At 66.6% G+C, this 25,729-nt stretch carries 22 protein-coding genes and 1 tRNA gene; 16 read left to right on the forward strand and 7 right to left on the reverse strand.

The genetic code is table 11. The features are described 5' to 3' along the window. Nucleotides 1-68 precede the first annotated feature (68 nt). From GTK09_RS21215 to GTK09_RS21290, 16 genes are all read left to right on the forward strand, one after another. Nucleotides 69-1,130 (forward strand): ABC transporter ATP-binding protein, encoded by a 1,062-nt coding sequence (locus GTK09_RS21215; protein WP_163465398.1) that lies wholly within the window; start codon nucleotides 69-71, stop codon nucleotides 1,128-1,130. Continuing rightward, nucleotides 1,127-1,984, forward strand: a complete 858-nt coding sequence (locus GTK09_RS21220; protein ID WP_163465399.1) for an ABC transporter permease — start codon at nucleotides 1,127-1,129, stop codon at nucleotides 1,982-1,984. Before GTK09_RS21215 ends, GTK09_RS21220 begins: the two co-directional genes overlap by 4 nt. Then, complete coding sequence (locus GTK09_RS21225) at nucleotides 1,981-2,781, forward strand: ABC transporter permease (protein ID WP_163465400.1); 801 nt, start codon at nucleotides 1,981-1,983, stop codon at nucleotides 2,779-2,781. Before GTK09_RS21220 ends, GTK09_RS21225 begins: the two co-directional genes overlap by 4 nt. Beyond that, the gene (locus GTK09_RS21230; RefSeq protein WP_163465401.1) at nucleotides 2,781-3,890 is read left to right on the forward strand and encodes an NAD(P)/FAD-dependent oxidoreductase; all 1,110 of its coding nucleotides are present in this window, start codon (nucleotides 2,781-2,783) and stop codon (nucleotides 3,888-3,890) included. The genes GTK09_RS21225 and GTK09_RS21230 overlap by 1 nt, the downstream gene beginning before the upstream one ends. Then, the gene (locus GTK09_RS21235; protein ID WP_163465402.1) at nucleotides 3,874-4,164 is read left to right on the forward strand and encodes a (2Fe-2S)-binding protein; all 291 of its coding nucleotides are present in this window, start codon (nucleotides 3,874-3,876) and stop codon (nucleotides 4,162-4,164) included. Before GTK09_RS21230 ends, GTK09_RS21235 begins: the two co-directional genes overlap by 17 nt. Further along, the gene (locus GTK09_RS21240; protein ID WP_163465403.1) at nucleotides 4,161-5,543 is read left to right on the forward strand and encodes an NAD(P)/FAD-dependent oxidoreductase; all 1,383 of its coding nucleotides are present in this window, start codon (nucleotides 4,161-4,163) and stop codon (nucleotides 5,541-5,543) included. Before GTK09_RS21235 ends, GTK09_RS21240 begins: the two co-directional genes overlap by 4 nt. Nucleotides 5,544-5,577: 34 nt before the next feature. Beyond that, nucleotides 5,578-6,699: an NAD(P)/FAD-dependent oxidoreductase gene (locus tag GTK09_RS21245; protein ID WP_163465404.1), complete on the forward strand. Its 1,122-nt coding sequence runs from the start codon at nucleotides 5,578-5,580 to the stop codon at nucleotides 6,697-6,699. Between the two features lie 43 nt (nucleotides 6,700-6,742). Further along, nucleotides 6,743-7,087, forward strand: coding sequence for a RidA family protein (locus tag GTK09_RS21250; RefSeq protein ID WP_163465405.1), 345 nt, complete (start codon nucleotides 6,743-6,745; stop codon nucleotides 7,085-7,087). 253 nt (nucleotides 7,088-7,340) lie between these two features. After that, nucleotides 7,341-8,396, forward strand: coding sequence for a LacI family DNA-binding transcriptional regulator (locus tag GTK09_RS21255; RefSeq protein WP_163465406.1), 1,056 nt, complete (start codon nucleotides 7,341-7,343; stop codon nucleotides 8,394-8,396). 13 nt (nucleotides 8,397-8,409) lie between these two features. Then, a complete protein-coding gene (locus GTK09_RS21260; protein ID WP_246218044.1) occupies nucleotides 8,410-9,777 on the forward strand; it encodes an ABC transporter substrate-binding protein in 1,368 nt (455 codons plus the stop codon). A gap of 70 nt (nucleotides 9,778-9,847) precedes the next feature. Continuing rightward, the gene (locus GTK09_RS21265; RefSeq protein ID WP_163465407.1) at nucleotides 9,848-10,774 is read left to right on the forward strand and encodes a carbohydrate ABC transporter permease; all 927 of its coding nucleotides are present in this window, start codon (nucleotides 9,848-9,850) and stop codon (nucleotides 10,772-10,774) included. Beyond that, the gene (locus GTK09_RS21270) at nucleotides 10,771-11,601 is read left to right on the forward strand and encodes a carbohydrate ABC transporter permease (protein WP_163465408.1); all 831 of its coding nucleotides are present in this window, start codon (nucleotides 10,771-10,773) and stop codon (nucleotides 11,599-11,601) included. The genes GTK09_RS21265 and GTK09_RS21270 overlap by 4 nt, the downstream gene beginning before the upstream one ends. 2 nt (nucleotides 11,602-11,603) lie before the next feature. Continuing rightward, entirely contained in the window at nucleotides 11,604-13,256 is a 1,653-nt protein-coding gene (locus tag GTK09_RS21275) for a glycoside hydrolase family 43 protein (protein ID WP_163465409.1), read from the forward strand. A gap of 27 nt (nucleotides 13,257-13,283) precedes the next feature. Further along, entirely contained in the window at nucleotides 13,284-14,294 is a 1,011-nt protein-coding gene (locus GTK09_RS21280; protein WP_163465410.1) for an ABC transporter ATP-binding protein, read from the forward strand. Next, entirely contained in the window at nucleotides 14,291-15,400 is a 1,110-nt protein-coding gene (locus GTK09_RS21285) for a Gfo/Idh/MocA family protein (RefSeq protein ID WP_163465411.1), read from the forward strand. Before GTK09_RS21280 ends, GTK09_RS21285 begins: the two co-directional genes overlap by 4 nt. Further along, on the forward strand, nucleotides 15,397-16,041 hold the full coding sequence (locus GTK09_RS21290) for a ThuA domain-containing protein (RefSeq protein ID WP_163465412.1): 645 nt from the start codon (nucleotides 15,397-15,399) through the stop codon (nucleotides 16,039-16,041). Before GTK09_RS21285 ends, GTK09_RS21290 begins: the two co-directional genes overlap by 4 nt. A 48-nt stretch (nucleotides 16,042-16,089) precedes the next feature. Here the strand turns inward: GTK09_RS21290 and GTK09_RS21295 are convergent, their stop codons facing one another. From GTK09_RS21295 to GTK09_RS21325, 7 genes are all read right to left on the reverse strand, one after another. Next, nucleotides 16,090-16,878: an SDR family oxidoreductase gene (locus GTK09_RS21295; protein ID WP_163465413.1), complete on the reverse strand. Its 789-nt coding sequence runs from the start codon at nucleotides 16,876-16,878 to the stop codon at nucleotides 16,090-16,092. After that, the gene (locus GTK09_RS21300; RefSeq protein ID WP_163465414.1) at nucleotides 16,868-17,809 is read right to left on the reverse strand and encodes a dihydrodipicolinate synthase family protein; all 942 of its coding nucleotides are present in this window, start codon (nucleotides 17,807-17,809) and stop codon (nucleotides 16,868-16,870) included. The genes GTK09_RS21295 and GTK09_RS21300 overlap by 11 nt, the downstream gene beginning before the upstream one ends. A 395-nt stretch (nucleotides 17,810-18,204) precedes the next feature. Continuing rightward, a complete protein-coding gene (locus tag GTK09_RS21305) occupies nucleotides 18,205-18,834 on the reverse strand; it encodes a TetR/AcrR family transcriptional regulator (RefSeq protein WP_163465415.1) in 630 nt (209 codons plus the stop codon). A gap of 129 nt (nucleotides 18,835-18,963) precedes the next feature. Beyond that, nucleotides 18,964-22,143, reverse strand: a complete 3,180-nt coding sequence (locus GTK09_RS21310; RefSeq protein WP_163465416.1) for an efflux RND transporter permease subunit — start codon at nucleotides 22,141-22,143, stop codon at nucleotides 18,964-18,966. A gap of 159 nt (nucleotides 22,144-22,302) precedes the next feature. Then, nucleotides 22,303-23,493 carry an efflux RND transporter periplasmic adaptor subunit gene (locus GTK09_RS21315; RefSeq protein WP_163465417.1) on the reverse strand — a complete coding sequence of 397 codons (1,191 nt, stop codon included), beginning with the start codon at nucleotides 23,491-23,493 and terminating at the stop codon, nucleotides 22,303-22,305. 798 nt (nucleotides 23,494-24,291) lie between these two features. After that, nucleotides 24,292-24,366, reverse strand: a tRNA-Val gene (locus GTK09_RS21320). 218 nt (nucleotides 24,367-24,584) lie between these two features. Further along, nucleotides 24,585-25,280 carry an HAD-IA family hydrolase gene (locus GTK09_RS21325; RefSeq protein WP_163465418.1) on the reverse strand — a complete coding sequence of 232 codons (696 nt, stop codon included), beginning with the start codon at nucleotides 25,278-25,280 and terminating at the stop codon, nucleotides 24,585-24,587. Nucleotides 25,281-25,729: the final 449 nt, after the last annotated feature.

Raw genomic sequence — 25,729 nt, forward strand, 5'->3', positions numbered from 1 at the left:
GGCGGGAGCGGGCTGAACGCCCGTTCCCTGTCCTGCGGCGACCCGCGCGACGGATTGAACGAACGCACATGGCTATTCTGGAACTACGCGATCTGACCAAGCGCTTCGGCGAGACGATCGCGGTCGATCGCTTCACGCTGTCGGTGGAGAAGGGTGAGTTCGTCTCGCTGCTCGGCCCCTCCGGCTGCGGCAAGACCACGACGCTGCAGATGGTCGCCGGCTTCGAGACCCCGACCAGCGGCTCGATCGCTCTCAACGGCCGCGACCTGTCGAAGGTGCCGGCAAGGGCCCGCGGCCTCGGCATCGTCTTCCAGACCTATGCGCTGTTTCCGCACATGACGGTGGAAGAGAACGTCGGCTTCGGCCTCGAGATGCGCAAGGTCCCGGCGGACGAGCGCAAGCGGCGGATTGCCGAGACGCTAGACCTCGTCCATCTGTCGCATCTTTCGGCGCGCTATCCGCGCCAGATGTCCGGCGGCCAGCGCCAGCGCGTCGCGCTGGCGCGCGCCCTCGTCATCGAGCCGGAGCTTCTGCTCCTCGACGAGCCCTTGTCCAATCTCGATGCCAAGCTGCGCGAGGAGATGCAGCTGGAACTGCGGCGCATCCAGCAGGAGGCCGGCGTGACGACGCTGCTTGTCACCCACGACCAGTCCGAGGCCATGGCGCTCAGCGATCGCATCGCCGTCATGCAGGGCGGCCGGCTGATCCAGGAAGCGACGCCCTTCGAGGCCTATGACCGGCCGACCAACGGCTTCGTCTCGTCGTTTCTCGGCAAGAGCAACGCCATCGACGCCCATCTTGAGGCGGGCGGGCCGGGCGCGGCGCAGCTCCGTTGCGGGGACATCCGCCTCGACGGCCCGGTCTCGTCGCAGGGGCCGGGGGCGGTGCTGGTCTCGCTGCGGCCGGAGCGGATCGAATTTTGCGGGGAAGGCGAGGGGATCGTCTCGGGAACAGTCGTCGAGCGCGTCTTCCTCGGGGACCAGTGGCTGTTCAAGGTGAAGACCGGCCTCGGCGAACTGCTCGTCGTGCGCCGCAACAGCGGCCGGCGCGAGCCCGATCTCGGCGAGGCCGTCCACCTCTCTTGGCAGGCCGAGCATCTGCGCATCCTCGAAGCGGGGTCGGCGGCATGACCGGCGATCGTGCCCGCCCATGGCTGTTGAGCGCGCCGGCGCTCCTGCTCTTCGCGGTCATGCTGGTGACGCCGCTGGTGATGACGGCGATCCTGTCCTTCAACAGCTTCGACTTCTATGGCGGGATCCAGCCGACCTTCGGGTTTAGCAACTATGCCGACGTGCTCGGCGACAGCTATTTCTACGAGATCTTCGGGCGCACCTTCCTCATCGCGCTCGTCACCACCGTGATCTGCGCGCTGATCGGTACGCCGCAGGCCTATTTCCTCCTGCGCATGCACCCGTTCTGGCGCTCGCTGATGATCCTCGTGGTACTCGGCCCGCTGCTCATATCCGTCGTCGTGCGGACGCTCGGCTGGGCAATTCTCCTCGGCAACAACGGCGTCATCAACGAGGCGCTGCGCAATATCGGCCTGATCGAGCGGCCCCTGAAGATGATGTACACTTCCGGCGGCATCGTTTTGGCGCTCGTCCACGTCATGGTGCCCTTCATGATCCTCGCAGTCTGGGCGGCGCTGCAGCGCCAGGATCCCGCGACTGAGAAGGCGGCTGAATCCCTCGGCGCCAAGCCCTTCACGGTGTTTCGGCGGATCGTCCTGCCGCAGGCGATGCCGGGCATCCTGTCCGGGTCGCTGATCGTCTTCTCGCTGTCGGCCAGTGCCTTCGCGACGCCGGCGATCCTCGGCGGGCGGCGGGTGAAAGTGGTTTCGACCACGGTGTATGACGAGTTCCTGAACACCTTGAACTGGCCGCTCGGCGCCGCCATCGCCGTCATTCTCCTCGTTTCTGTCCTCGCCATCATGGTCGCCTGGAACCGGCTGGTCGAGAAGCGCTTCGCGGCGGTGTTCCAATGATCAGGAACGGTGCCTTCGCCAAGCTCTTCAGCCTCGTCTTCGCGGTCTTCATGCTGGCGCCGCTGGTCGTCGTCATGGGGGTGGCCTTCACCCCGGAAGGGTTTCTGGAATTCCCGCCGAGCGGCATTTCGCTGCGCTGGTTTGAGGCAATCCTCGACAATCCCGACTTCATCGACGCGGCGATCGTCAGCCTGCAGCTCGGCGTCGCCTCGGCCACCATCGCGACGGTGATCTGCGTGCCCGCAGCGCTCGCCATCGGCGGCGGCCGGTTTGCCGGCCGCGATGCGCTGCAGGCGCTGTTCCTGTCGCCACTGACGGTGCCGACGGTAGTGCTGGGTATCGCTTTCCTGCGGTTCCTGTCGATGATGGGGCTGAACGGCACCTTCGGGGGTCTCGTCTTCTGCCATGTCGTCATCATCGTGCCCTTCGTCCTGCGGCTCGTCCTCGCCTCGGTTACCGGTCTCGATCCGTCGATCGCCCGGGCGGCGACGTCGCTCGGGGCGGGCGGCTGGACGGTGTTTTGGCGGATCACTCTTCCGGCGATCGTCCCCGGCGTCGTCGGCGGCTGGGTGCTCGCCTTCATCACCAGCTTCGACGAGCTCACCGTCACCGTTTTCATCGTCAATCCGGCGACGACGACGTTGCCCGTCAAGCTGTTTTCCCACATCACCCAGACCACCGACCCGCTGGTCGCCTCGGTCTCGACGGTCGCCATCCTGTTCACGGTCGCGCTGATGCTGATCGTCGACCGGCTCTACGGGCTCGATCGTCTGCTCATCGGAGAAGGAACCCGCTGATGTCGAGCGATGCGCTCGTTCTCGGCGGCGGCCTCGTCGGCGCCGCCACCGCCTATGGTCTGGCCAGGGAAGGCCTTTCCGTCACCGTTCTCGACGAAGGTGACGTCGCTTTCCGCGCTTCCAGGGGCAATTTCGGCCTCGTCTGGGTGCAGTCGAAGGGTGACGGCTATCCGGATTATGCTATCTGGACCCGCCGCAGCGCCGATCTTTGGCCGAGCCTCGATGCGATGCTGAAGGAGGAGACCGGCGTCTCCACCGCCTACGAGAAGCCGGGCGGACTGCATTTCTGCCTCTCCGAAGAGGAGCTGGAGAACCGCAAGGCGCTGCTCGCCCGGCTCCACAACGTCCATGGCGCGGCCAATTACGGTGCTCGCCTCGTCGACCGCCAGGAAGTGCGGGAGATGATGCCTGAGATCGGGCCGGATGTCGTCGGCGGCACCTATTGCGAGCATGACGGTCATGCGAGCCCGCTTTACCTGTTGCGGGCGCTACACGACGGCATCAAGCGTCGCGGCGGCCGCATCGTCGCCGACGCCAGAGCCGAGACGATCGCCCGAGATGGCGAGGGTTATGCCGTGAAGACGCCGTCGGGAACGTACCGGGCAGGGCGCGTCGTCCTTGCTGCCGGCCTCGGCAACAAGGCACTGGGCAAGGAGGTTGGACTCGACCTCAACATCGCGCCGCTGAAGGGCCAGATCCTCGTCACCGAGCGCACGAAGCCGCGCCTGAACATGCCCACCCATGTGGTCCGCCAGACCGGCGAGGGCTCGATCATGATCGGCGACAGTCACGAGGACGTCGGCTTCGACGTCTCGTCCTCCTCGGACGTGATGGCGACCCTCGCCGCACGGGCGATCCGGATGTTCCCCTTCGTGAAGGATCTGCGCATCGTCCGGTCCTGGGCGGCGCTCCGGATCATGAGCCCCGACGGATATCCGATCTACCAGCAATCCGAGACCCATCCCGGGGTCTTCTCGGTCAACTGCCATTCCGGCGTGACGCTCGCCGGCTCACATGCCCTGGCTTTGGCGCCGATGATCGCGAAAGGCGCGCTCGGCGAGGAGCTTGCGGCGTTTTCTGCAAGGAGGTTCGATGCCCCAGCGAATTGACGGGAGCGGCGAGACGGTCCGCTTCACCTTCGAGGGTCGGGAAGTTGCTGCGCGTGCCGGCGAGACGCTGGCCGCTGCCTTGATCGCCGCGGGCGAGACGACGACGCGCGATTCGGTCGTGTCCGGCGCGCCGCGCGGACCATTCTGCATGATGGGGGTCTGCTACGAATGCCTCGTCGAGATCGACGGGGTGCCGAACCGGCAGGCCTGCATGATCGTGGCGGAGCCGGGAATGACCGTGAACCGTCAGACGGCGGACGAGGTGGTGGCATGAACAGCTATGACGTGGTGGTGGTGGGCGCCGGACCGGCCGGCATGGCCTGCGCGACGGAGGCCAGCCGGGCCGGACTTTCGACCCTCGTCCTCGACGAGCAGCCACGCCCCGGCGGGCAGATCTATCGCGACATCGAGGTCTCGGATCCGGGGCGCCGGGCGCTGCTCGGCAAGGACTATGGCGAAGGCGCACGGATCGCCGAGGCCTTTCGGGCGTCGAAGGCCGAGTATCGTTCCGGTGCCGTCGTCTGGAACATCGACAGCGAAAAGCGCATCGATTATTCGGCCGGGGGCAGGTCCCACAGCGTCCAGGCGAAAAGCCTCGTCGTCGCGACGGGCGCCATCGAGCGGCCGACGCCGATGCCCGGCTGGACGCTGCCGGGCGTCACCACCGTCGGCGCGGTGCAGATCCTTCTCAAGACGTCGGGCATCGTCTTCGAAGACCTCGTCCTCGTCGGCTCGGGTCCACTCCTGTGGCTGGCCGCGACCCAGATGATCGCCGCCGGCGCGCCGCCCAAGGCCATCGTCGAGACCGTGCCTCGAAGTCGCTACCGGGAAGCCGCGAGGCATTTCGCCAAGGCGCTACGCGGCTGGCGCTACCTTGCCAAGGGTTTTGCCATGATGCGGGCAGTGAAGAAGGCCGGCGTGCCGGTCCACAGCGACGCGGCGGACATCGCCATCGAAGGCGAGATCGCGGTCACCGCAGTGACCTTCACCAGCGGCGGCACGCGGCAGCGGATCGAGACCGCGCATGTGGCGCTGCATCAGGGCGTCGTCCCGAACCAGCAGATCACCCGGCTGATGAACTGCAAGCATCGCTTCGACGACAGCCAGCGCGCATTCCTGCCGGTCGTCGACGAGAGTTTCGAGACCTCGATTCCCGGCGTCTACGTCGCCGGCGACGGCGCCGGCATTGGCGGCGCGAAGTCGGCGGAGATGCGCGGGCGGCTGGTCGCCATGCGGATCGCCGAAAAAGTCGGAAACCGGGCTGGCGAGGCTGCGAAACTTCGCACCGAACTGGCAAAGGATGCCGCCGTGCGGCCGCTGCTGGAGGCACTCTACGCGCCCGCGGCCGACGTTCTCGCGCCGGCCGACGCGACGATGGTCTGCCGCTGCGAGGAGATCACCGCCGGGCAGATCCGCGAAGCGGTGGCGCTGGGTGCGCCGGGGCCGAACCAGGTGAAGTCGTTCCTGCGGGCCGGCATGGGCCCCTGCCAGGGGCGGATGTGCGGCCTCGCGGTGAGCGAGATCATTGCCGCGGCCAAGGGAGAGACGCCCTCGACCGTCGACTACTACCGCATTCGCCCGCCGCTGAAGCCGCTGCTCCTGTCGGAACTCGCCGGGCTCGGCGCCGAGGAGCCGCGCGAGGCGGCAGAGTAGCATCCGGCGTCAAACCGCCTGAAAGGCATGTCTCATGACCAATCGCACGGCCGATCTCCTCGTCATCGGCGGGGGCATTCACGGCTGCTCGGCAGCTCTCCAGGCGGCCATGCGCGGCCTCGATGTCGTCGTCATCGAGAAGGACACGGTGGCGCGCCACGCTTCGGGTGTGAATGCCGGCGGCGTGCGGCGGCTCGGCCGTGACTATGCCGAGGTGCCGATCTCCCAGCGCTCGATGGAAATCTGGCACCGGATCGGGGAACTGCTCGACGACGACTGCGGCTTCCAGCGGGCGCCGCAGATCAAGGTCGCCGAGACCGACGCCGACCTTCAGGACCTCAAGGATCGCGCCGCGCATCTCCGCGCCATGGGCTTCGAGCACGAGGTCGTCCTCGACCGAAACGAACTTCGCACGCATCTGCCGGCTGTATCCGAACATTGCGTCGGGGGACTGGCGAGCTTCGATGACGGCTTCGCGCTGCCCTATCAGACGACCTTCGCCTTCCAGCGCAAGGCTCGCTCGCTCGGCGTGCGCTTCGAGGAGAACTGCCGGGCGCAAAGGGTCGAGCGCGTCGGTTCCGACTTCAAGGTGACGACCGAGCGCGGCGTCTTCACCGGGCGAAAGCTCTTGAATTGCGGCGGCGCCTGGGCCGGAGAGATCGCGCGGCAACTCGGCGAAGGCGTCAGCGTCGAGCCGACGGCGCCGATGATGCTGGTGACCTCCCGCATGCCGCGCTTCTGCACGGCCGTCGTCGGCAATCAGAGCCGGCCGCTCTCCTTCAAGCAGATGGCCAACGGCACCGTCGTCATTGGCGGCGGGCGGCGCGGCCGGGCGCTGCCGGAGACCAACGTCTCCGAGCTGATCTTTTCGGAGCTTCGCCAGACCGCCGAGACGGCGATGGCCATCTTCCCGATCATGCGACAGGCGAGCATCGTCCGCTCCTGGGCGGGCATCGAAGGCCGCATGCCGGACGGAATTCCGGTGATCTCGGCATCATCCACCGAGGAAGGCGCCTATCATGCCTTCGGCTTCTCGTCCCACGGCTTCCAGCTCGGCCCGGGCGTCGGCGAGATCATGGGCGAACTGATCGCGACCGGTGCGACCAACGCCCCGATCGCGCCCTTTTCGATCACCCGTTTCACCCCGGAGCCTTGAGGCTTCCGGATCCAACCTCACGCATAACGAAGGAATTTCAAGCGTGATCACCCGCCACATCCAGACCAAGATCAACCACCGCGTCGTCGAGCACAACGGCGTCCTCTACTTCGGCGGCCTCGTCGCCGACGACAAGTCCAAGGACATGAAGGGCCAGACAGCCGAGATCTGCGCCAAGCTCGACGATCTTCTCGCCAAGGTCGGCTCGTCCAAGGAAAAGCTCCTGACGGCGATGATCTACATCTCCGACTTCGCGGCCAAGGACGGCATGAACGAGGCGTGGCTCGAGTGGATCCCGGCCGAGCACCTGCCGACGCGGGCCACCATCGGCGTCGCCGAACTCGGCAAGGATGTCCTCATCGAGGTGGTCATCTCCGCTGCCAAATAGACTTCGAGGCGAAACGGGCGGTTGGTTCGGCCGGGCGGAACAATGCCCGGCCGAACCATCGCTCGGCAGTCAAGCCCTTGGCGTAGAAAGCCTGCCCGCAGCTCCGAACGGGGACGGTCCCGTCCGCCCATGTGACGGCGGCACATTCCCCTCGACGGGGATCTGGTTCGCCGCAAGGCGGACGGGACCCGGGAGACGCGATTTCATGCTGAGGTACGTTGATCAGGAAGCGTCAGCCGGCTAACCTGGCGTCATGAACCATCCGGACAAGTTCGGCCTCGGGCTTCGCCCGACCATTCACGACGTCGCGCATGCCGCGCGCGTCAGTCTCGCCACCGTCGACAGGGTGCTGAACGGCCGCAACGGGGTTCGCCCCGCCACCCGTGAGCGTGTGCTGGCCGCGGTCAAGGCCGTTGGATATGAGCGCGACGTCGCCGCGGCCAACCTTTCCAAGCGGCGCGAATATCGAATTCACTTCGTCCTCCCCGCGGGACCGAACAGCTTCATGCGCGGCATCGAAGACGAAGTGGCCTCGCTCTGCGGTCCGGCCCGTCAGGACCGTGTGCAGCTTTCCCTCCAGACGGTTCCGCCCTTCGACGCGCCGGGCCTCGTCACGGCGTTGCACGCCATCGATCCGAAGCGCGTCGACGGGTTGGCCGTCGTCGCCACCGACGCACCGATCGTCCGAGAGGCGATCGACGGCCTCGTCGCCCGCGGCCTGCCCGTGGTGACGCTGGTGAGCGACGTTCCCTCCAGCCGGCGCGGGCATTTCGTCGGGATCGACAACGTCACCGCCGGGCGCACGGCGGCCGGACTGCTCGGCCGCTTCTGCCATGACCGGCCCGGCGACCTCGCGGTCGTCGCAGGGTCCGGCCTGGTGCGCGACCACGTCGAGCGGCGGCTGGGCTTCGAGCAGGTGATTCGAACCGAGTATCGGCAATTGAAGGTCCTGCCCTCCATCGAGGGGCTGGACGAGCCCGATCTCGTCGACGAGCTGCTGTCCGATCTGCTTGCGCAGAATCCTTCAATCGTCGGCATCTACAGTCTTGGCGCCGGCACCCGCGGCGTGTCGCGGGCGTTGACGCGGGCCGGTCTGGCGAGGCGCCCCTGGACCGTGGTCCACGAGTTGACGCCGCATGCCCGGCAGGAACTTCGGTCCGGCGTGTTCGATGCAGTGCTCCATCAGGACATCGGCCATGAGGTTCGCAGCGCGATCCGCGTCCTGAGGGCGCGGATCGACGGGCGTCCCTTCGTGCCGGCGCAGGAGCGCATCCGCATCGAGGTCTTCCTGCGCGACAACATCCCATGATGGTGACCCATCCATGCTGCGCTTTACACGCGGGGGCAGCCTGAGGTACGTTCATCAAATCGTCGAGGCGTTCTGCACCTCGACCAGCCGCTGGGAGGCGGCCGACAGGGAGGTGAACATGAAGGCTTTTGTCGGGGCTGCGGCCCTTCTCGCGGGGGCGTTCGTCAGCCAGTCCGCGCTCGCGCAGACCGAGGTCAAGGTCATGCGCGTCGAGCCGGGCGATGCCGAGCAGGCCTTCTACGAGCGCGTCGTCAAGAAATACGAGGCGGCCCATCCAGACGTGAACGTCACGTTCGAGTATCTCGCCAACGAGGCCTACAAGACGAAGCTTCCGACCCTTCTCCAGTCGTCCGCCCGCCCCGACATCTTCTACAGCTGGGGCGGCCAGGGGCTGGTCGAGCAGGTCGAGGCCGGATTCCTGAAGGACATTTCCGGCATGGTCGGGGAAGGCGTCCTCGATCGCTTTCCCAAGGCCGCGCTCGACGCCTACAGTGTCGACGGCAAGCTCTACGGCCTGCCGCTCTATGCGACGGAGGTGGTGTTCTGGGTCAACAAGCAGCTGACCGAGAAGGCGGGCGTCGACGACACGCAGATCAAGACCTGGGACGACCTCATCGCCGCCGTCAAGACGCTGAAGGACGCCGGCGTGACGCCGATCGTCGCCGGCGGACAGGACAAGTGGCCGCTGCATTTCTACTGGAGCTATCTGGCCCTGCGCGAAGGCGGGCCGGACGCCGTGACGGCTGCGATGTCCGGCGAGGGTGACGGCTTCGGCGGGGAGGCCTTCGTCGAGGCCGGCAAGGATTTCCAGGAGCTCACCAAGCTCGAGCCGTTCCAGCCGGGCTTCATGGGCACGACCTACGAGACGGCGAGCGGCATGTTCGCGGACGGCAAGGGCGCGTTCCACCTGATGGGCGACTGGGACTATCTGCCGATGCGCGGCCGTTCGCAGAGCGGCGAGGGGCTGCCGGATTCGCAGCTGGCGATTATGAGCTTCCCGGTCATCCAGGACCCGGTGTCTTCGGGCGGGGAGGGAGCGACCCTCGGCGGCATCAATGGCTGGGCCGTGACGGCCGATGCGTCCGACCAGGCGGTCGACTTCCTGACCTTCCTCCTCAACGAGGACCATCAGCGGGAAATCGCCAAGGAAGGCATCTTCATCCCGATCGTCAAGGGCGCCGACGAGGCGCTGGAGAACCGGTTCTTCCAGCGTGTCGCCAAGGACATCGCCGGCTCGAGCTATCACCAGATCTTCCTCGACCAGTATCTGGGCGCTTCCGTCGGGGCGACGGTCAACGACATCTCGGCCGATCTCGCCCAGGACGCGACCACGCCCGAAGAGGCTGCCGAGCGAGTCCAGGAAGCCTGGGACTTCCGCTGATCGCTCGCCGTGCCGCGCGCGCCGGAGCTGACGGCGCGCGCTCCCGACCCGATGTTTCGCGGAGACGGTCATGCAGACCACCCCGGCCGCACGACGCCTGCCGCTCGGCGAGAGGCTGCGGCGTGGGATGAGGAGCGGGCGCCTGACGGCGATCGCCCTGCTCCTGCCCCCCGCCTTGATCCTCTTCACGCTGTTCGTGATCCTGCCGCTGACGGAGTCCGGCTACTACGCCTTCTTCGACTGGAACGGCTACGGCCAGCCGACCGACTATGTCGGCCTGCGGAATTTCGAGCAGATGATGGGCCATTCGGCCTTTCAGACCGCCGCCGGCAATACCCTCAAGATCGTCGCCGTCTCCCTGTTCCTGCAGATGCCGCTGGCGCTTCTCCTGGCGCTGATGATCTATCGGCGCACGCCGACGAACGCCCTGTTCCGGCTGGTGTTCTTCGTGCCCTACATCCTCGCCGAGGTCGCCGCAGGCTTGATCTGGAGCTTCGTCTTCGACGGCAATTACGGCGTGACCGCCTCGATCGCACAGTCGCTCGGGGTCGACAGCTTCTTCATCCTCGCCAATCGTGACTGGGCCTTCGTCGCCGTCATGACGGTGATCGTCTGGAAGTATTTCGGCTTCCACATGATGATCTACATCGCGGCGCTGCAGGGCGTCTCGGAGGATCTCATTGAGGCGGCGCGGATCGAGGGTGCCAGGCGCGTGCAGATCGTCCGCTACGTCCAGGTGCCGATGATCAAGCCGGCCATCGTGGTCAGCGCATTCTTCGCCATCATCGGGGCGCTGCAGGTCTTCGACGTCATCATTCCCCTGACCAATGGCGGGCCGTCGAATTCGACCCACACCATCGTCACCTATCTCTACACCTTCGGCCTGACCCGGCTGCGGATCGGCTTCGGCAGCGCCGTCGGCGTGGTGCTGTTCCTCGTCGCCGTCCTCGTCGCGGTCTTCTACCAGCGCTTCGCCATGAAGAGGGCCGAGACATGAGGTCGAAGCGTCTCCTGCCCAACATCCTGCGCGTCGCCTTCCTGTGCGTCGTCGCGAGCTTCGTGCTCGCGCCGATGCTGGCGACCGCCCTCGGCGGCTTCAAGACCAATGCCGAGATCCGCACCAACGCCTTCGCCTTGCCGGAAAGCTGGAACTTCGAATTCTATGCCGCGATCGCGGCGGATCCCGCCTTCTGGCGCTATCTCGGCAATTCGCTGATCGTTTCCGTCGCAACGGTGGCGCTGACGCTGTTCGTCGGCGCGGCGGCCGCCTACGTCTTCGCACAGATCCGCTTCTTCGGCTCGCGCATGCTGTTCTCCTACCTGCTGCTCGGGCTGATGTTTCCCTTCGCGACGGCGATCCTGCCCTTGTTCATCAAGGTCCGCGACATCGGCCTCCTCGACACCTACTGGGCGGTGATCCTGCCGCAGACGGCTTTCGGGCTGTCGCTGGCGATCCTCCTGTTCCGAACCTTCTTCGAGCAGTTGCCGAAGGAGCTGTTCGAGGCAGCCTATATCGACGGCTGCGGCTACGTCCGCTTCTTCTGGCGTTTCACGCTGCCCCTCTCGACGCCGATCCTCGCGACCGTCGGGGTCTTCGTCTTCGTCCAGAGCTGGAACAACTTCCTCCTGCCGCTGGTGGTGCTGAATTCGCGGGAGGTGTTCACCTGGCCGCTCGGGATGATGCAGTTCCGCGGGGAATACGTCACCGAATGGAACCGGACGCTCGCCTTCGTCACGCTGACGATCTTGCCGGCCATCGTCTTCTTCCTCGCGGCCCAGAAATACATCGTCGCCGGCCTCACCGGCGGCGCCGTCAAGGGATGATCATGACCGCAACGATCCAGAACCCGATCCTGCCGGGCTTCAACCCGGATCCCTCGATCGTCCGGGTGGGAGACGACTATTACGTCGCCACCTCGACCTTCGAGTGGTATCCGGGCGTTCAGATCCACCATTCGCGCGACCTGAAGAACTGGCGGCTGGTCGCGCGCCCGCTGACCCGCGCGCAGCAGCTCGACATGCGGGGCGATCCCGATTCCGGCGGGGTCTGGGCGCCGGATCTCAGCTACGCGGACGGCCTGTTCTGGCTGATCTATACCGACGTTAAGCGGCGCGACGGGGCCTGGAAGGACACCCATAACTATCTCGTCACTGCCCCGGCGATCGACGGCCCGTGGTCTGACGCGATCCGTCTCAATTCCTCCGGCTTCGACCCCTCGCTCTTCCACGACGAAGACGGCCGCAAATGGCTCGTCAACATGGTCTGGAACCACAATTTCGGCCCGGCGGGGCAGCGTTTCGGCGGCATCCTCGTGCAGGAGTATTCGCCTGGGGAGGGGCGGCTCGTCGGCCCCGTCCGTAACATCTATCGCGGCACCGACCACCTCTTCACCGAGGGTCCGCATCTCTACCGCCGGGACGGCTGGTACTATCTGCTGACCGCCGAAGGCGGCACCGGTTACGACCACGCGGTGACCATGGCCCGCTCGAAGACGCTCGAAGGGCCCTACGAGACCGATCCGGCCAAGCACGTCCTCACCGCCAAGGATGCCCCCGAGGCGCTCCTGCAGCGGGCCGGCCATGCCGACATCGTCGAGACTGAGGGCGGCGAGTTCTACATGGTGCATCTCTGCTCGCGGCCGCTGGAGGCGACCCGCAGGCTTGCGACCGGCGGGCCCCGCGCGATCCATGCCGACGACGTGCGCCGTTCGCCGCTCGGCCGCGAGACGGCGATCCAGAAGCTCGTCTGGCCGAAGGGCGAGTTTCCGCGGCTCGCTCATGGCGGCAATTCCCCTGCCGAGACGGTCGCGGCGCCGGCTCTTGCCGAGCAGCCGTTCGCAGCGCCGCCCGCCCGGACGGACTTCGGCGGCCCCGAACTGCCGCCTGCCTTCCAGTGGCTGCGCACGCCGGAACCCCGTCGCCTGTTCTCGCTCACCGAACGGCCGGGCTTCCTGCGGATTTTCGGCCGGGAATCGCCCGGCTCGGCCTTCGAGCACGCCCTCGTCGCCCGCCGCCAGACGGACTTCGCCTATCGCGCCGAAACCGAGATCGAATGTTCTCCGACGGGCTACCAGCAGTTCGCCGGGCTGATCGCCTGGTACAACCGCTTCAAGTTCCACTATCTGGTGGTGACCGCCGACGAAGCGGGTGCGCGGCTTCTCACCGTCTACAGCTGTCCGGCGGACTGGCCGAATGCGCGCCTGAGCTTCCCGCTGGCCGAGCCGATCCGGCTGCCGGCCGATGGTCCCGTCCGCCTCGGCTGCGACGTCGATGATGGAGAACTGCGCTTTCGTTATGCGCTTGGCGACGGAGACTGGTCGGGTCTTGGCATCGTCCTCGACCAGTCGGCACTGTCCGACGAGGCGGGCAACGGTCCCGGCAACAATTTCACAGGCGCCTTCGTCGGCATGGCCGCGCACGACACGTCCGGCGCCGGACTTGCCGCCGATTTTTCGTATTTTTCCTACGAGGCGGTGTGATGGAAGGGCAGAAGGAAGGACAGACGCATGGCTGAAGTCCGCCTGAAAAACGTCACCAAGGCCTTCGGCAGCGTCACGGTCATTCCCGACCTCGATCTGATGGTGCCGGACGGGTCCTTCACGGTGCTGGTGGGGCCGTCCGGCTGCGGAAAGTCCACGCTCCTGCGGATCATCGCCGGGCTCGAAATGCCGACCGCCGGCACGATCGAGATCGGCGGCGAGGACGTCACTGACGAGGAGCCGTCGAAGCGCGGCATCTCCATGGTGTTCCAGTCCTACGCCCTCTATCCGCACATGACGGTGAAAGAGAACATCGACTTCGGGCTACGCCTCGCCAAGACGCCGGCGGACGAACGCGAACGGCGGGTGGCCGAGGCGGCGCGCATCCTCGCCCTGACGGACTATCTCGATCGCAAGCCCGGACAGCTGTCCGGCGGCCAGCGCCAGCGCGTCGCCATCGGCCGCTCGATCGTGCGCCAGCCGAAGGTCTTCCTGTTCGACGAGCCGCTGTCGAATCTCGACGCGGCGCTGCGCACCCAGATGCGGGTGGAACTGGCGCAGCTCCACCAGTCGATCGACGCGACGATGATCTACGTCACCCACGACCAGGTCGAGGCGATGACGCTGGCGGACCAGATCGTCGTGATGACTGCCGGCCGGATCGAGCAGGTCGGGGCGCCCATGGACCTCTACGATCGGCCGCAGACGGTCTTCGTCGCCGGCTTCATCGGCTCGCCCAAGATGAACCTTCTTCCGGGCGAGGCCGCGGGCCGCCCCGAGGTGGAGACCGTCGGCATCCGGCCGGAGCACATCCGCGCGGATACGGAGGCGGGCGACTGGCCGGCGGTGGCGAACGTCGTCGAGAATCTCGGCTCCGACACCATCGCCTATGTCTCCGCGGATAAACGCGGCGAGCTGACCGTGCGCCTGCCGGGGCACATGCGGCTGAGGCCCGGGGAGAGGCTCTTCCTCACCCCGGAATCCGAGAACCTGCATCTTTTCGGCGAGAACGGGCAGCGGGTGGGGCCGGGAACATGAAGGCGGTCGGCATCGGCATCGTCGGTTGCGGCGTGATCAGCGACATCTACCTGAAGAACGCGGCGCTGTTTCCGCAGATCTCGGTCCGCGCGGTCGCAGATCGCCTGCCGGAAGCGGCGCAGGCGCGCGGCGAAGCCTATGGCGTCGCAGCGCTGACCGTCCCGGAGCTCCTTGCCCGCGAGGACGTCGAGATCGTCCTCAACCTGACCATTCCCGCCGCCCATGCGGAAGTCGGCCATGCGGCGCTGGCGGCGGGCAAGCACGTCTACAGCGAAAAGCCGCTGGCGGCGACGTTGCGGGAGGCGGCGGCGCTGAGCCGGACGGCGGCCGAGGCGGGGCTTCGGCTCGGCTGCGCGCCGGACACCTTTCTCGGCGGGGCGCACCAGACGGCCCGCGCGCTCGTCGACGCCGGGCGGATCGGCCGGCCCGTCGCCGGCACGGCGACGCTGATGGTCGCGGGCCACGAACGCTGGCATCCGAACCCTGACTTCTACTATGCGCCCGGCGGCGGGCCGCTGTTCGACATGGGGCCCTATTACATCACCGCGATGGTCAACCTGCTCGGCCCGGTCGCCCGCGTCTCGGCATTGGCATCGCGCAGCCGGGACCGGCGGACGATCGCTACCGGGCCGAGGGCGGGAGAGACCGTGGCGGTCGAGGTCGACACCCACATTGCCGGCTTGATGGAATTTCAGAGCGGCGCGCTCGTCCAGATCGTCACCAGCTTCGACGTCAAGGCCCATCGCCACGCGCCGCTCGAACTCTACGGCGAGGAAGGCTCGCTGCTGATCCCCGATCCGAACCGCTTCGACGGCACGGTCGAACTGTTCGACGGCGAATGGCGACCGCAGCCGACCCTGCATGCCCATGGCGACGGCAACTATCGCGGCCTCGGCCTCGCCGACATGGCCGCGGCGATCGCGGCAGGCCGGCCGCACCGGGCGAGCGGCGAGCTGGCGCTCCACGTCCTCGAAGTCATGGAGGCCCTCCTCGCCTCGGCGAAGGCGGGAACTTCTATCGGCATCCGTTCCACCTGCGCCCGGCCGACGCCGCTCGCTCCGGGCGGTGCAACCGGCGAAATCTCGTCCAAGGAGCCTGACGCATGACGAAACCCGCGCTGATCTTCTGGGGCGGCTGGGAAGGACACCAGCCGGAAGCCTGCGCCGCCGTCGTCGCCGACATGCTGAGGGCCGAGGGCTTCGACGTCGTCTCGAACGAGGGCACGGACGTTCTTGCGGACGCCGACCTGACGCGCTTCGATCTCATCGTGCCGCTGGCGACCCAGGTCCAGGTCGACAGGCAGGCGCTGACGAACCTCGTCGCCGCGGTCGAGGCCGGCACGGGGCTTGGCGGCTTCCACGGCGGCATGGGCGACACCTTCCGCAACGAGCCCGCCTACCAGTTCATGGTCGGCGGCCAATGGGTCGCCCATCCCGGCAACATCATCGACTACAGGGTGGAAATCACCCGGCCCGACGATCCGCTCGTCGCCGGCATCGGCGATTTCCACTACCGGTCCGAGCAGTACTACCTGCATGTCGATCCCGGCATCGAAGTTCTGGCCACCACCACCTTTTCCGGCGAGCACGCCCCTTGGACGAAGGGCGTCGTCATGCCGGTGGTCTGGAAGCATCGCTACGGCGCGGCGCGCGTGTTCTACTCTGCGCTCGGTCATGCCGCCGCCGAATTCGAAGTCCCGCAGATGCGTGAGATCCTGCGGCGCGGCCTCCTCTGGGCGGCGCGCTGACGCATGGCCCCTGCGGGGCGGCAGCGCACCAGCCCTGATGCGGAGATGTCAGACCGACTTGATCGCCCCGCCGTCGCAGCGGACGACGCTGCCGGTGACATAGGCGGCCCGTGCGCTGACCAGAAACGCCGCGACGGCGGCGAACTCCTCGACGGTGCCGTAGCGCTTCGCCGGGATCGACTGACGGGCGCTCTCGCGGATCGCGTCGATCGGCTTCTCCGATCGCTTGGCGTTGGCAGCGTCGAGTTCGTCCACCCGGTCCGTGTGGATGCGGCCGGGCAGCAGCATGTTGACCGTGACGCCGTCCTCAGCGACCTCGTTCGACAAGGACTTTGTCCAGCCGACGAGCGCCGAACGCAACGTGTTCGAATAGGCGAGATTGGGGATCGGCTGCACGACGCCCGAGGAGCCGACCGTCAGGATGCGGCCGAAGCCCGCCGATCGCATCGCCGGCAGGGCGCGGGTCGAAAGGTCGACGATGCGCGCCACCATCATCTGGAATTGCGTCTGCAGCACTTCCACCGACATGTCGGTGGCGCCGCCCGGCGGCGGGCCGCCGGTGTTGTTGACCAGAATGTCGATGCCGCCGAGGGTGTTGCCGGCGGCCTCGATCATCTGCTCGGCGAAGGCTGGATCGGCGAGGTCGGCGGCGACGCTGTAAGCTTTGCCGCGACCGCGCGCATTGATCGCCTCGGCATTGCGCGCGAGTTTGTCGGCGCTGCGCCCGCACAGGAGGACGTCGGCGCCCTCGGCGGCGATGGCTTCGGCGATGCCGAGGCCGAGACCGCGGGAGGAGGCGAGGACCAGCGCCCGCTTGCCGGCAATCTCAAGATCCATGGGAAAGTTCCTTCACGTTGGCCTCGGTACGGGCGATCAGCCGCATCAGCTCGGCCTCGTCGGTGGCGGTCAGTTTCGGGCCCGGCGCCCGGGTGCGCGAGCAGGCGATGGCGCCGCGATGCTTCAGGACGGCCTTCCTGACGGCGAGGCCGTAGCCCGGCTGCTGCTCGTATCTGAGGATCGGCAGATAGGCGTCGAAGATGTCCTCGGCCCTGTCCGCGTCGCCGGCCTGGTGGGTGCGCACCACCTCGACCAGCATTTCCGGATAGGCGAAGCCGGTCATCGCGCCGTCGGCGCCGCGGGCAAGTTCCTGCGGCAGATAGAGCCCGCCATTGCCGCAGAGGATCGAGATGCGCGGCGTATCGGCCGTCGCCGAACCATTGCGGACGGCGGAGACCTTCGCGAGGCCGGGGCAGTCCTCGTGCTTCAGCATGACGATCTGCGGACAGTCGCGTGTCAAAGTCAGGATCGTGGCGGTGGAGATCTGCACCCCGGTGGTCTGCGGGAAGTCCTGCAGGCAGATCGGCACGTCGGGTCCCAGCGCGTCGCAGACCTGGTGGAAATACCCGCGCACCCGGTCCTCGACGGCGGGCCCCGGCGTCGGGGCGACCATCACGCCGGCGGCGCCCTGATCCATGGCGAATTGCGACAGGCTCTTCAGATTGTCGAGGCCGGGACTCGAGACCCCGACGACGACGGGAATGCGCCCGTCGACGCGCCTGAGGATCCGGCTGGCGACGCCGCGTGCCTCTTCGGCCGTGAGCTTGTTGGCCTCGCCCATGATGCCGAGGATCGTCATGCCGGTGACGCCGCAACCGAGATAGAAGTCGGTGAGGCTGTCGATGCTGGCCTCGTCGACGGCGCCTGCCTCGGTAAAGGGCGTCGCCGCGATGATGAAGACGCCGCTCGTATGGCGGTCGATGAACGTCACTGTATCAATCCCCTCATGAAGTCCTTGAACCTGTCCTTCTTCGAGATAGGGGTCGCGGAGGTTTTCGCATCGTCTTCAGCGCAGGATGCGGGCAAGAAATTCCTTTTTGCGGGAGGTTTTCGCGGCGCCAAAAAAACCTCAGGCGGCCGCCGCTCCAGGATGCAGCGGGATACGGGAGGTGACGGTCGAAGCGTCCGGCGCGATCGGGAACGGCCATGCCGGCGGCGGCGGCCCATGCGAGGGGCGACGACGGCGAGCCGGCGCCAGGATTGAAGGTTTCGCCGCCGTCGGCATCGCCATTTCGACCACCGCGGCGAGCGCTTCGCAGGCATCCCGGAAATAGTGAAAAATGATGACGACGAACTGGGGCCGGGCGTCGTAACGCCGATTCATTCTCAGGCGGCGCGGATTTCGGTTGCCGTTTCGGCTTGGCTCCGCGCGCCAGGCCAGGATTCCATGAACTGCTCGACGACGGCCTTCAGCTGTTCGGGCTTGGCGCCGCCGGTGGCCTGCACGACGAGACCGTTGGCGACGGTGATCACGTAGCGACCGAGGCTTTCGGTATCGGTGTCGGGCGGCAGATCACCCGCCGCCTTCCACTGCTCCAGGCGCTCGCAGAGCCGCTTCGCATTGGACATGCGCCGCGACAGGAGGTCGTCCTTGACGGATTCGCCCTCCGGACTGCAGACCAGCGCGCCCTGCACCATGAGGCAGCCGCAGGGCGTTCCGTCCGGCGCTTCGGCGCCGGTGAACATCGTCAGGAAGCCCTTGATGGCGCAGCGGGAAGAGGGCTGGCTCAGGATCTTGTCGAGGAATGCGATGCGCCGTTCGGCGTAGCGGTCGACGGCCTTCTTGAACAACTCTTCCTTGTTTCCGAACGCGGCGTAGAGGCTCGGCTTGGTGATCCCCATGGCGGCGATGAGATCGGCCAGCGAAGTTCCCTCGTAACCCTGTCGCCAGAACAGCAGGACCGCCTTGTCGAGGGCCTCGTCGGCGTCGAATTCCCTGGGACGGCCCCTGGCCATGTGGTTTCTCCCGGTGGTTCGTTTTTATTTCGTATGGTTATGCATAATGTAGGAATTTCCCTGAATTTACAAAACGTCCCGTGGGTTGCGTCGAGCAGGCGAGGGCCGTGGGGAGGCAACGGTTCCGTTTCAGGAATGGAGCATCGGGGCATCGGACGGAGCAGGCTCGGCGACCCGCGTCAGCGGCCGGTTGCCGGCCAGCTTGCGCACCAGGACGTAGAAGACCGGCGTCAGGAAGATGCCGAAGATCGTGACGCCCAGCATGCCGGAGAACACCGCGACGCCCATGGCCGCGCGCATCTCGGCGCCGGGGCCCGTCGACAGGACGAGCGGGACGACGCCCATGATGAAGGCGACGGAGGTCATCAGGATGGGGCGCAGGCGCAGGCGGCTGGCCTCGACCGCGGCCTTTCGGGTCTCCATGCCGGAGATCTCCAGGTCGCGGGCGAATTCGACGATCAGGATGGCGTTCTTAGCCGACAGGCCGACCAAAACGATGAAGCCGATCTGGGTGAAGATGTTGTTGTCGCCATGATCGAGCCAGACGCCGATCAGCGCGGCGAGAATCCCCGTCGGCACGATCATGATGATGGCGAAGGGCAGCGTCAGGCTCTCATATTGGGCCGCCAGCACCAGGAAGACCAGGAGCACGGCCAGCGGGAAGACGATGAGCCCCGAGTTGCCGGCGATGATCTGCTGGTAGGTGAGGTCGGTCCATTCGAAGCCGATGCCCTTGGGCAGCGTCTCGGCGGCGACGCGCTCCACCGCCGCCTGGGCTTCGCCCGACGAATAGCCGGGCGCCGCCCCGCCATTGATGTCCGCGGCGAGAAAGCCGTTGTAGCGGCTCGCCAGTTCCGGTCCGGCGGACGGCTTCACCGTCATCAGCGCCGACAAGGGAACCATCGCGCCGTTGGCTGAGCGCACCTTCAGGCGGGCGATGTCGTCCGGCTGGCTGCGGTCGCCGGCGTCGGCCTGGACGCGCACCGAGTAGGTCCGGCCGAAGGCGTTGAAGTCGTTGACGTAGAGCGATCCCAGATAGATCTGCAGCGTGTCGAAGACGTCGGTCACCGAGACGCCGAGCTGATGCGCCTTGGTGCGGTCGAGATCGGCGAAGAGCTGCGGCACCGAGATCCGGTAGCTGGAGAACATGCCGGCCAGCTCCGGCGCCTGCCGCGCCTTGGCCAGGAAGGCGTTGGTCGCATCGCTCAGCGCCTCGTAGCCGAGGCCGGCCCGGTCTTCCAACTGCAGCTTGAAGCCGCCGATGGTGCCGAGACCCTGGACGGGCGGCGGGGGGAACATGGCGATGGTCGCCTCGCGGATGCCGGCATATTGCTGGTTCAAGGCTCCGGCGATGGCGCCACCGGGCAGGCCCTCGCGCTCCTCGAACGGGGCCTCGGTGACGAAGACGACGCCGGCGCTGGAGGAGTTGGTGAAGCCGTTGATCGACAGGCCGGGGAAGGAGACGGTGTCGGTGGCGCCCGGCTGCTTCAGGGCGATCTCGTCCATCCGCTGGATGACCTTCTCGGTGCGGTCGAGGCTGGCGCCGTCGGGAAGCTGGGCGAAGCCGACGAGATAGCCCTTGTCCTGGGCGGGCACGAAGCCGCCCGGCACCTGGCCGAACATGTAGACCGTCGCCCCGACGAGGAGGAGATAGACGCCCATGACGATCGTCTTGCGGGAGAACAGCCGGCCGACGGAATTGCCATACTTGCGCGACCCGAAGCCGAAGGCGCGGTTGAAGCCGCGGAAGAACCAGCCGAAGACGAAATCCATCGCCCGGGTGAGAAAGTCCTTCTTGGCGCCGTGGCCCTTCAGGAGCAGCGCCGCGAGCGCCGGGGAAAGCGTCAGCGAGTTGATCGCCGAGATCACCGTGGAGATCGCGATGGTCACGGCGAACTGGCGATAGAACTGCCCGGTCAGGCCGGAGATGAACGCGAGCGGCACGAAGACGGCGACGAGGACGAGGGCGATCGCGATGATCGGGCCGGACACTTCGCGCATCGCCTTGTAGGTCGCCTCGCGCGGGGCGAGACCCTCCTCGATGTTGCGTTCGACGTTTTCGACCACGACGATGGCGTCGTCGACGACGATGCCGATGGCGAGAACCAGCCCGAACAGGCTGAGCGCATTGATCGAGAAGCCGAGCGCATAGAGCGCGCCGAAGGTGCCGACGATGGAGACCGGCACGGCGATCAGCGGGATGATCGAGGCGCGCCAAGTCTGCAGGAAGACGATGACGACGATGACGACCAGCACCACCGCCTCCAGCAGCGTGTGGATGACGGCCTCGATCGAGGCGCGGACGAACTGGGTCGTGTCGTAGACGATCTCGTATTTGACGCCTTGCGGCATGTTGGCCTGCAACTCGTCCATCGTCTGATGGATCGCGTCGGAGACGGCGATGGCGTTCGACCCCGGCGACTGGAAGATCGGCAGGGCGACGGCCGGCTTGCCGCTGAGGAGCGATCGCAGGGAATAGCCGGAGACGCCGAGCTCGACGCGCGCAACGTCGCGGAGCCGGACGACCGCGCCGTTGGCGGCGGTCTTGACGATGATGTCGCCGAAGGCTTCCGGCGTGTTCAGCCGGCCTTCCGCATTGACCGAGAGCTGTAGTTCGACGTCGCCGCCGGCCGGCGGCGCGCCGATCTGGCCCGCCGCTGCCTGGACGTTCTGCTCGCGGATCGCCGCAACGACGTCGGTCGCCGACATGCCGACTTCGGCGACCTTCTGCGGATCGAGCCAGATGCGCATGGCATAGTCGCCCGAGCCGAACACCTGGACGTCGCCGACGCCGGCGATCTGGGCCAGACGGTCCTTCACGTTGATGACGGCGTAGTTGCGCAGATACTTGATGTCGTAGCGCCCGTCCGGCGAAACGAGGTGGACCACCATCATCAGATCGGGCGAACTCTTCTTCGTGGTGATGCCGAGGGCACGAACCTCTTCCGGCAGCCGGGGCTCGGCTTGGCTCACCCGGTTCTGGACGAGCTGCTGCGCCTTGTCGGGGTCGGTGCCGAGGGCGAAGGTCACGGTCAGCGTGAGCGCGCCGTCTGCGGTCGCCTGGCTGGACATGTAGAGCATGCCCTCGACGCCGTTGATCTCCTCCTCGATCGGGGTCGCGACGGTCTCTGCGATGACCTTGGGATTGGCACCCGGATATTGCGCGCGCACCACGATCGAAGGCGGCACGACTTCCGGATATTCGGAGATCGGCAGCGCCTGCATGCCGAGCAGGCCGCAGATCAGGATGAGCACTGAGAGGACGCCCGCGAAGACGGGGCGATCGATGAAGAATCTCGAGATGTTCACGGCAGGTCTCTCCGGATCGCCGGTGAGGGCGCGGCGGCAAAAGGCGTCGGCGCCCGGCAAGGCAGGCGGCGGGGCAGGGAATGGGTGATGTCGAGGCTCGGCGTTTGAAGACGGCCCGGCCTTCGGGGGCGAGCCGGGCCGTCTCCTGCCGTCGCGGACTTACTGGGTGGAGGCCAGCGCGACGGGTTCCGGGTCGACGAGCGTACCGGGGACGAGGGACTGTATCCCGTCCATGACGATCTGCTCGCCGGGTTTCAGGCCGGAGGAAACCACGCGCAGGCCGTCGACCGAGGCACCGAGTTCGATGGTGCGGTATTCGACCTTGTGGTCCTTGCCGACGACGAGCACGTATTTGCGGTCCTGATCCGTGCCGACGGCGCGCTCGCTGATCAGAAGCTCGTCCCGCGGCTCTGGCTGGCCGAGCCGGATGCGGACGAATTCGCCGGGGATGAGCGAGCCTTTGGGATTGTCGATCGAGGCCCTGATCCGCAAGGTGCCGCTTTCGGCATCCACCTCGTTGCCGATGAGCTGGACATGGCCGCGCACGGCCGCCTGTGCTCCCGTGACGTCGAACCGTTGCACCTCTACCGGGATGTCTCCATAGGCGGGCAGCGGGCCGTTCTGATCGGGCAACGCGGACAGGATGTCGGCGACGTCGCTCGCATTGACGTCGAAACCGGCATAGATCGGATCGACCGAAACCATGGTGGTCAGGACCGGCGACGAAAGGCCCGCCGCCACGAGGTTGCCCTCGGTTACCTCGATCTGACCGATCCGCCCGTCGATCGGCGCGCGGACTTCGGTATAGCCGAGGTCGAGTTCGGCCGTATCGAGCGCCGCCTTGGCCGCATCGGCGTTGGCGACCGCCTGATCGTAGGCGCTCGAACGCTGGTCGAGCGTACTCTGCGAGACGGTGCGCGAGGTGACGAGCGACTTGGCGCGCTCGACCTCGAGGGCTGCGAGATGAACCTGCGCTTCGGCCGCTTCGACGTCAGCCCGCGCTCTCGCAACGGCGGCGCGGTAGGGCGCCGGATCGATCGTGGCGATGAGATCACCCTTTTTCACCAGCGCTCCCTCCCGAAAGTGGAAGGACTGGATCGCCCCGCCGACGCGCGGCCTGATCTCCACCCGGTCGACCGCTTCGAGCCGCCCGGAAAAAGTCTTCCAGAGCGTCACCGACCGCGGGGTAACCTCGGCGACGGGGACCTCGAGGGCCTGGGGGGCTGCGGCCGGCGCTTCGGTCGCAGCTGCCGATTCCGGTTCGTTCAATGCTGCCGAGGTCGCACCGACGGCGATCACGGCAGCGAGGCTGGAGCTCCAGAGGAGGCGCCGAATGTTTGACTGCTTCATTTTGGAAACTCGCGACTGAAGGATTGAGGACCGCGAACCGTCACGGATCCTGAAATGGGCGCCCGACGCGGCGTGGGTGCGACTGCTTGAGCGCGAATTCGGTCCGCGTTCCGTCGCGCCGCCGCCGATGTCAGGCCGCGGCACCACGGGGGCTGCCAAGGGGATGGCACTGGCGTGATCCGCGGCGGCTGGTGTGTGGCTGCGTTCAGGTTCAGCGGAAGTCAGTTCCGCGTCATGCCATCGCAGCGTTCGAAACTGCCGCGCAGATCCTCATTGTTCACCGGGGAGGGCCCCTCTCGCCTGGCATCTGGCGGAGGATTCGCCGCGCGGGTCGAGAAATTATTGTGAGGGTGGCCGTGTGATAGGTGCTCGCATCGTGCGCTTCCTGTCCCTATATCGCCGGCATCACGATTTCGATGCGCCGAGAACGATATATATACCGATCGGTACGGATTACCTAGTCCGGCAACGAATGCTGGTCAAGGCTAAAAATTACCGATCGGTATATTATTTTCGCGAACGGCCGAAGACAGCTGTGGACAAAGGCGGATGCCGTGTCCCCGGGTTCCGCGCCCGGGGGTGGGCCGGGATCTCCGGCGAGGGCTTGGCGGCCGCCGCCGGCGTGGACATTCACGCTCGTGCAAAGGGCTGCGAAAGCTGCAGATTCTCACGCACGACGCGTTCCGACGCCGCGACGAGGACGCTCGTCGGACACGTCCATTGCGTTCGCAAGGCCGGCAAGCGAACCGATCGTCAGGCCGACTTTGCTGGGGAATTGATGGAAGACAGAGTGCTCGATGGTGGGCGCGACAGGGATCGAACCTGTGACCCCTTCGGTGTGAACGAAGTGCTCTCCCGCTGAGCTACGCGCCCTCGAGGCATCACCGGGCGCTCGTATCAAGCGCGGCTAGTCTCGTATTTCAACGGCGCAGTTCCGGCGGACGATCCGCCTCACACTGTCGAAATTGCGCCGGGCGCACGAGTGCGCCGCGGATCAGCCTATAGGGGGTGAGGACGGCCGGCGTCAATATGCCATCGTCGATGGAGAAGGCGCAGCCCCCTGCCGGTCGGCATTCGTCGCCAGCGCCTCTTCAACTGGCCGGGCGAGCGGCGAGGAGCGTTTGAACCAGACCCGGAGTGAGATCGCGATAGTCTGAGACCTCCCTTGAGGCCTTCCGCCGGGCCTCGTCGTCGGGAGCATAGCCGAAATCGACGAGGACGGAGGGAACGCCCGCCGCATCGGCCGCATCGATGTCGGCCGCAGAATCGCCGACCATCACCGCCTTTGCGGAAGATCCGCCGGCACGCGTGATGGTTTCCTCGATGTGACCGGGGTGCGGCTTGCGGTTTGGCACCGTATCGGCGCCGCAGATGGCCGCGAAGCGTGGCGAAAGGCCGAGCGTGTCGAGCAGGAGCCGCGCCAGCCCCTCGCGTTTGTTGGTGCAGACGGCGAGGGCGAAGCCGGCGGCCGCGAGATCGTCCATGGCGGCGACGACGTGTGGATAGGGGCGGGAGGCGTCGGCAATGTGCGCTTCGTAATGGCCGAGAAAGCGATCGAGGGCGTCGAGCATATCCGGCTCGGTCAAAACCTTCCCGCGGCGCTGATAGGCCGCCGCCAGCATGGCGCGGGCGCCGTGGCCGGCGTGGGGGCGCACGACCTCAAGGGCGTCTGCCTCGTGGCCGTCGGCGCCTAGGCAATGATTGAGGGCGGCGGCGAGATCCGGGGCCGTGTCGACCAGCGTGCCGTCGAGGTCGAAGATGACGAGTGGGGCTTCGCTCGATTGCATCCGCTTGTGCTCCGCGTTTGAGAATACCGAATGGACGGGGACCGCTGCAGCCACGCGACGCCGATGCCTGCGCGGCGAGCGCCGAGGCGTCCACCGGTCGAACGCGTCAAATCGGACGATTGCTTAAATCTCGACTTGCTGCGTAACGCAAGCTATGGTACAAAACAAGAACATCAATCAGTGCGATCGAACTCGCCGACATGATGTCTGCCAGTCTTCGATGCTTTCCATCGATGGCTTGCAGCGGCGTCTCTTCGAAGCGGTGTCGGACGGGTCTCCGTCGGCGCGGGCGGCACTTCGCGAAATGTGCCTGACCGATCTGCTGGCAGCCGCTTCCCGACGAGACATTCGCAGGCGTTTCCCCTCCAGCCGATCGAGCTGCATCTGACAGCGGCCAATTTGATCCTTCTATGAAGGCCAAGGACGCGGACGCGTCCGCCCCATTGAAC

This window comes from Jiella pacifica, assembly GCF_010500815.1.
Taxonomy (GTDB): Bacteria; Pseudomonadota; Alphaproteobacteria; order Rhizobiales; family Rhizobiaceae; genus Jiella; species Jiella pacifica.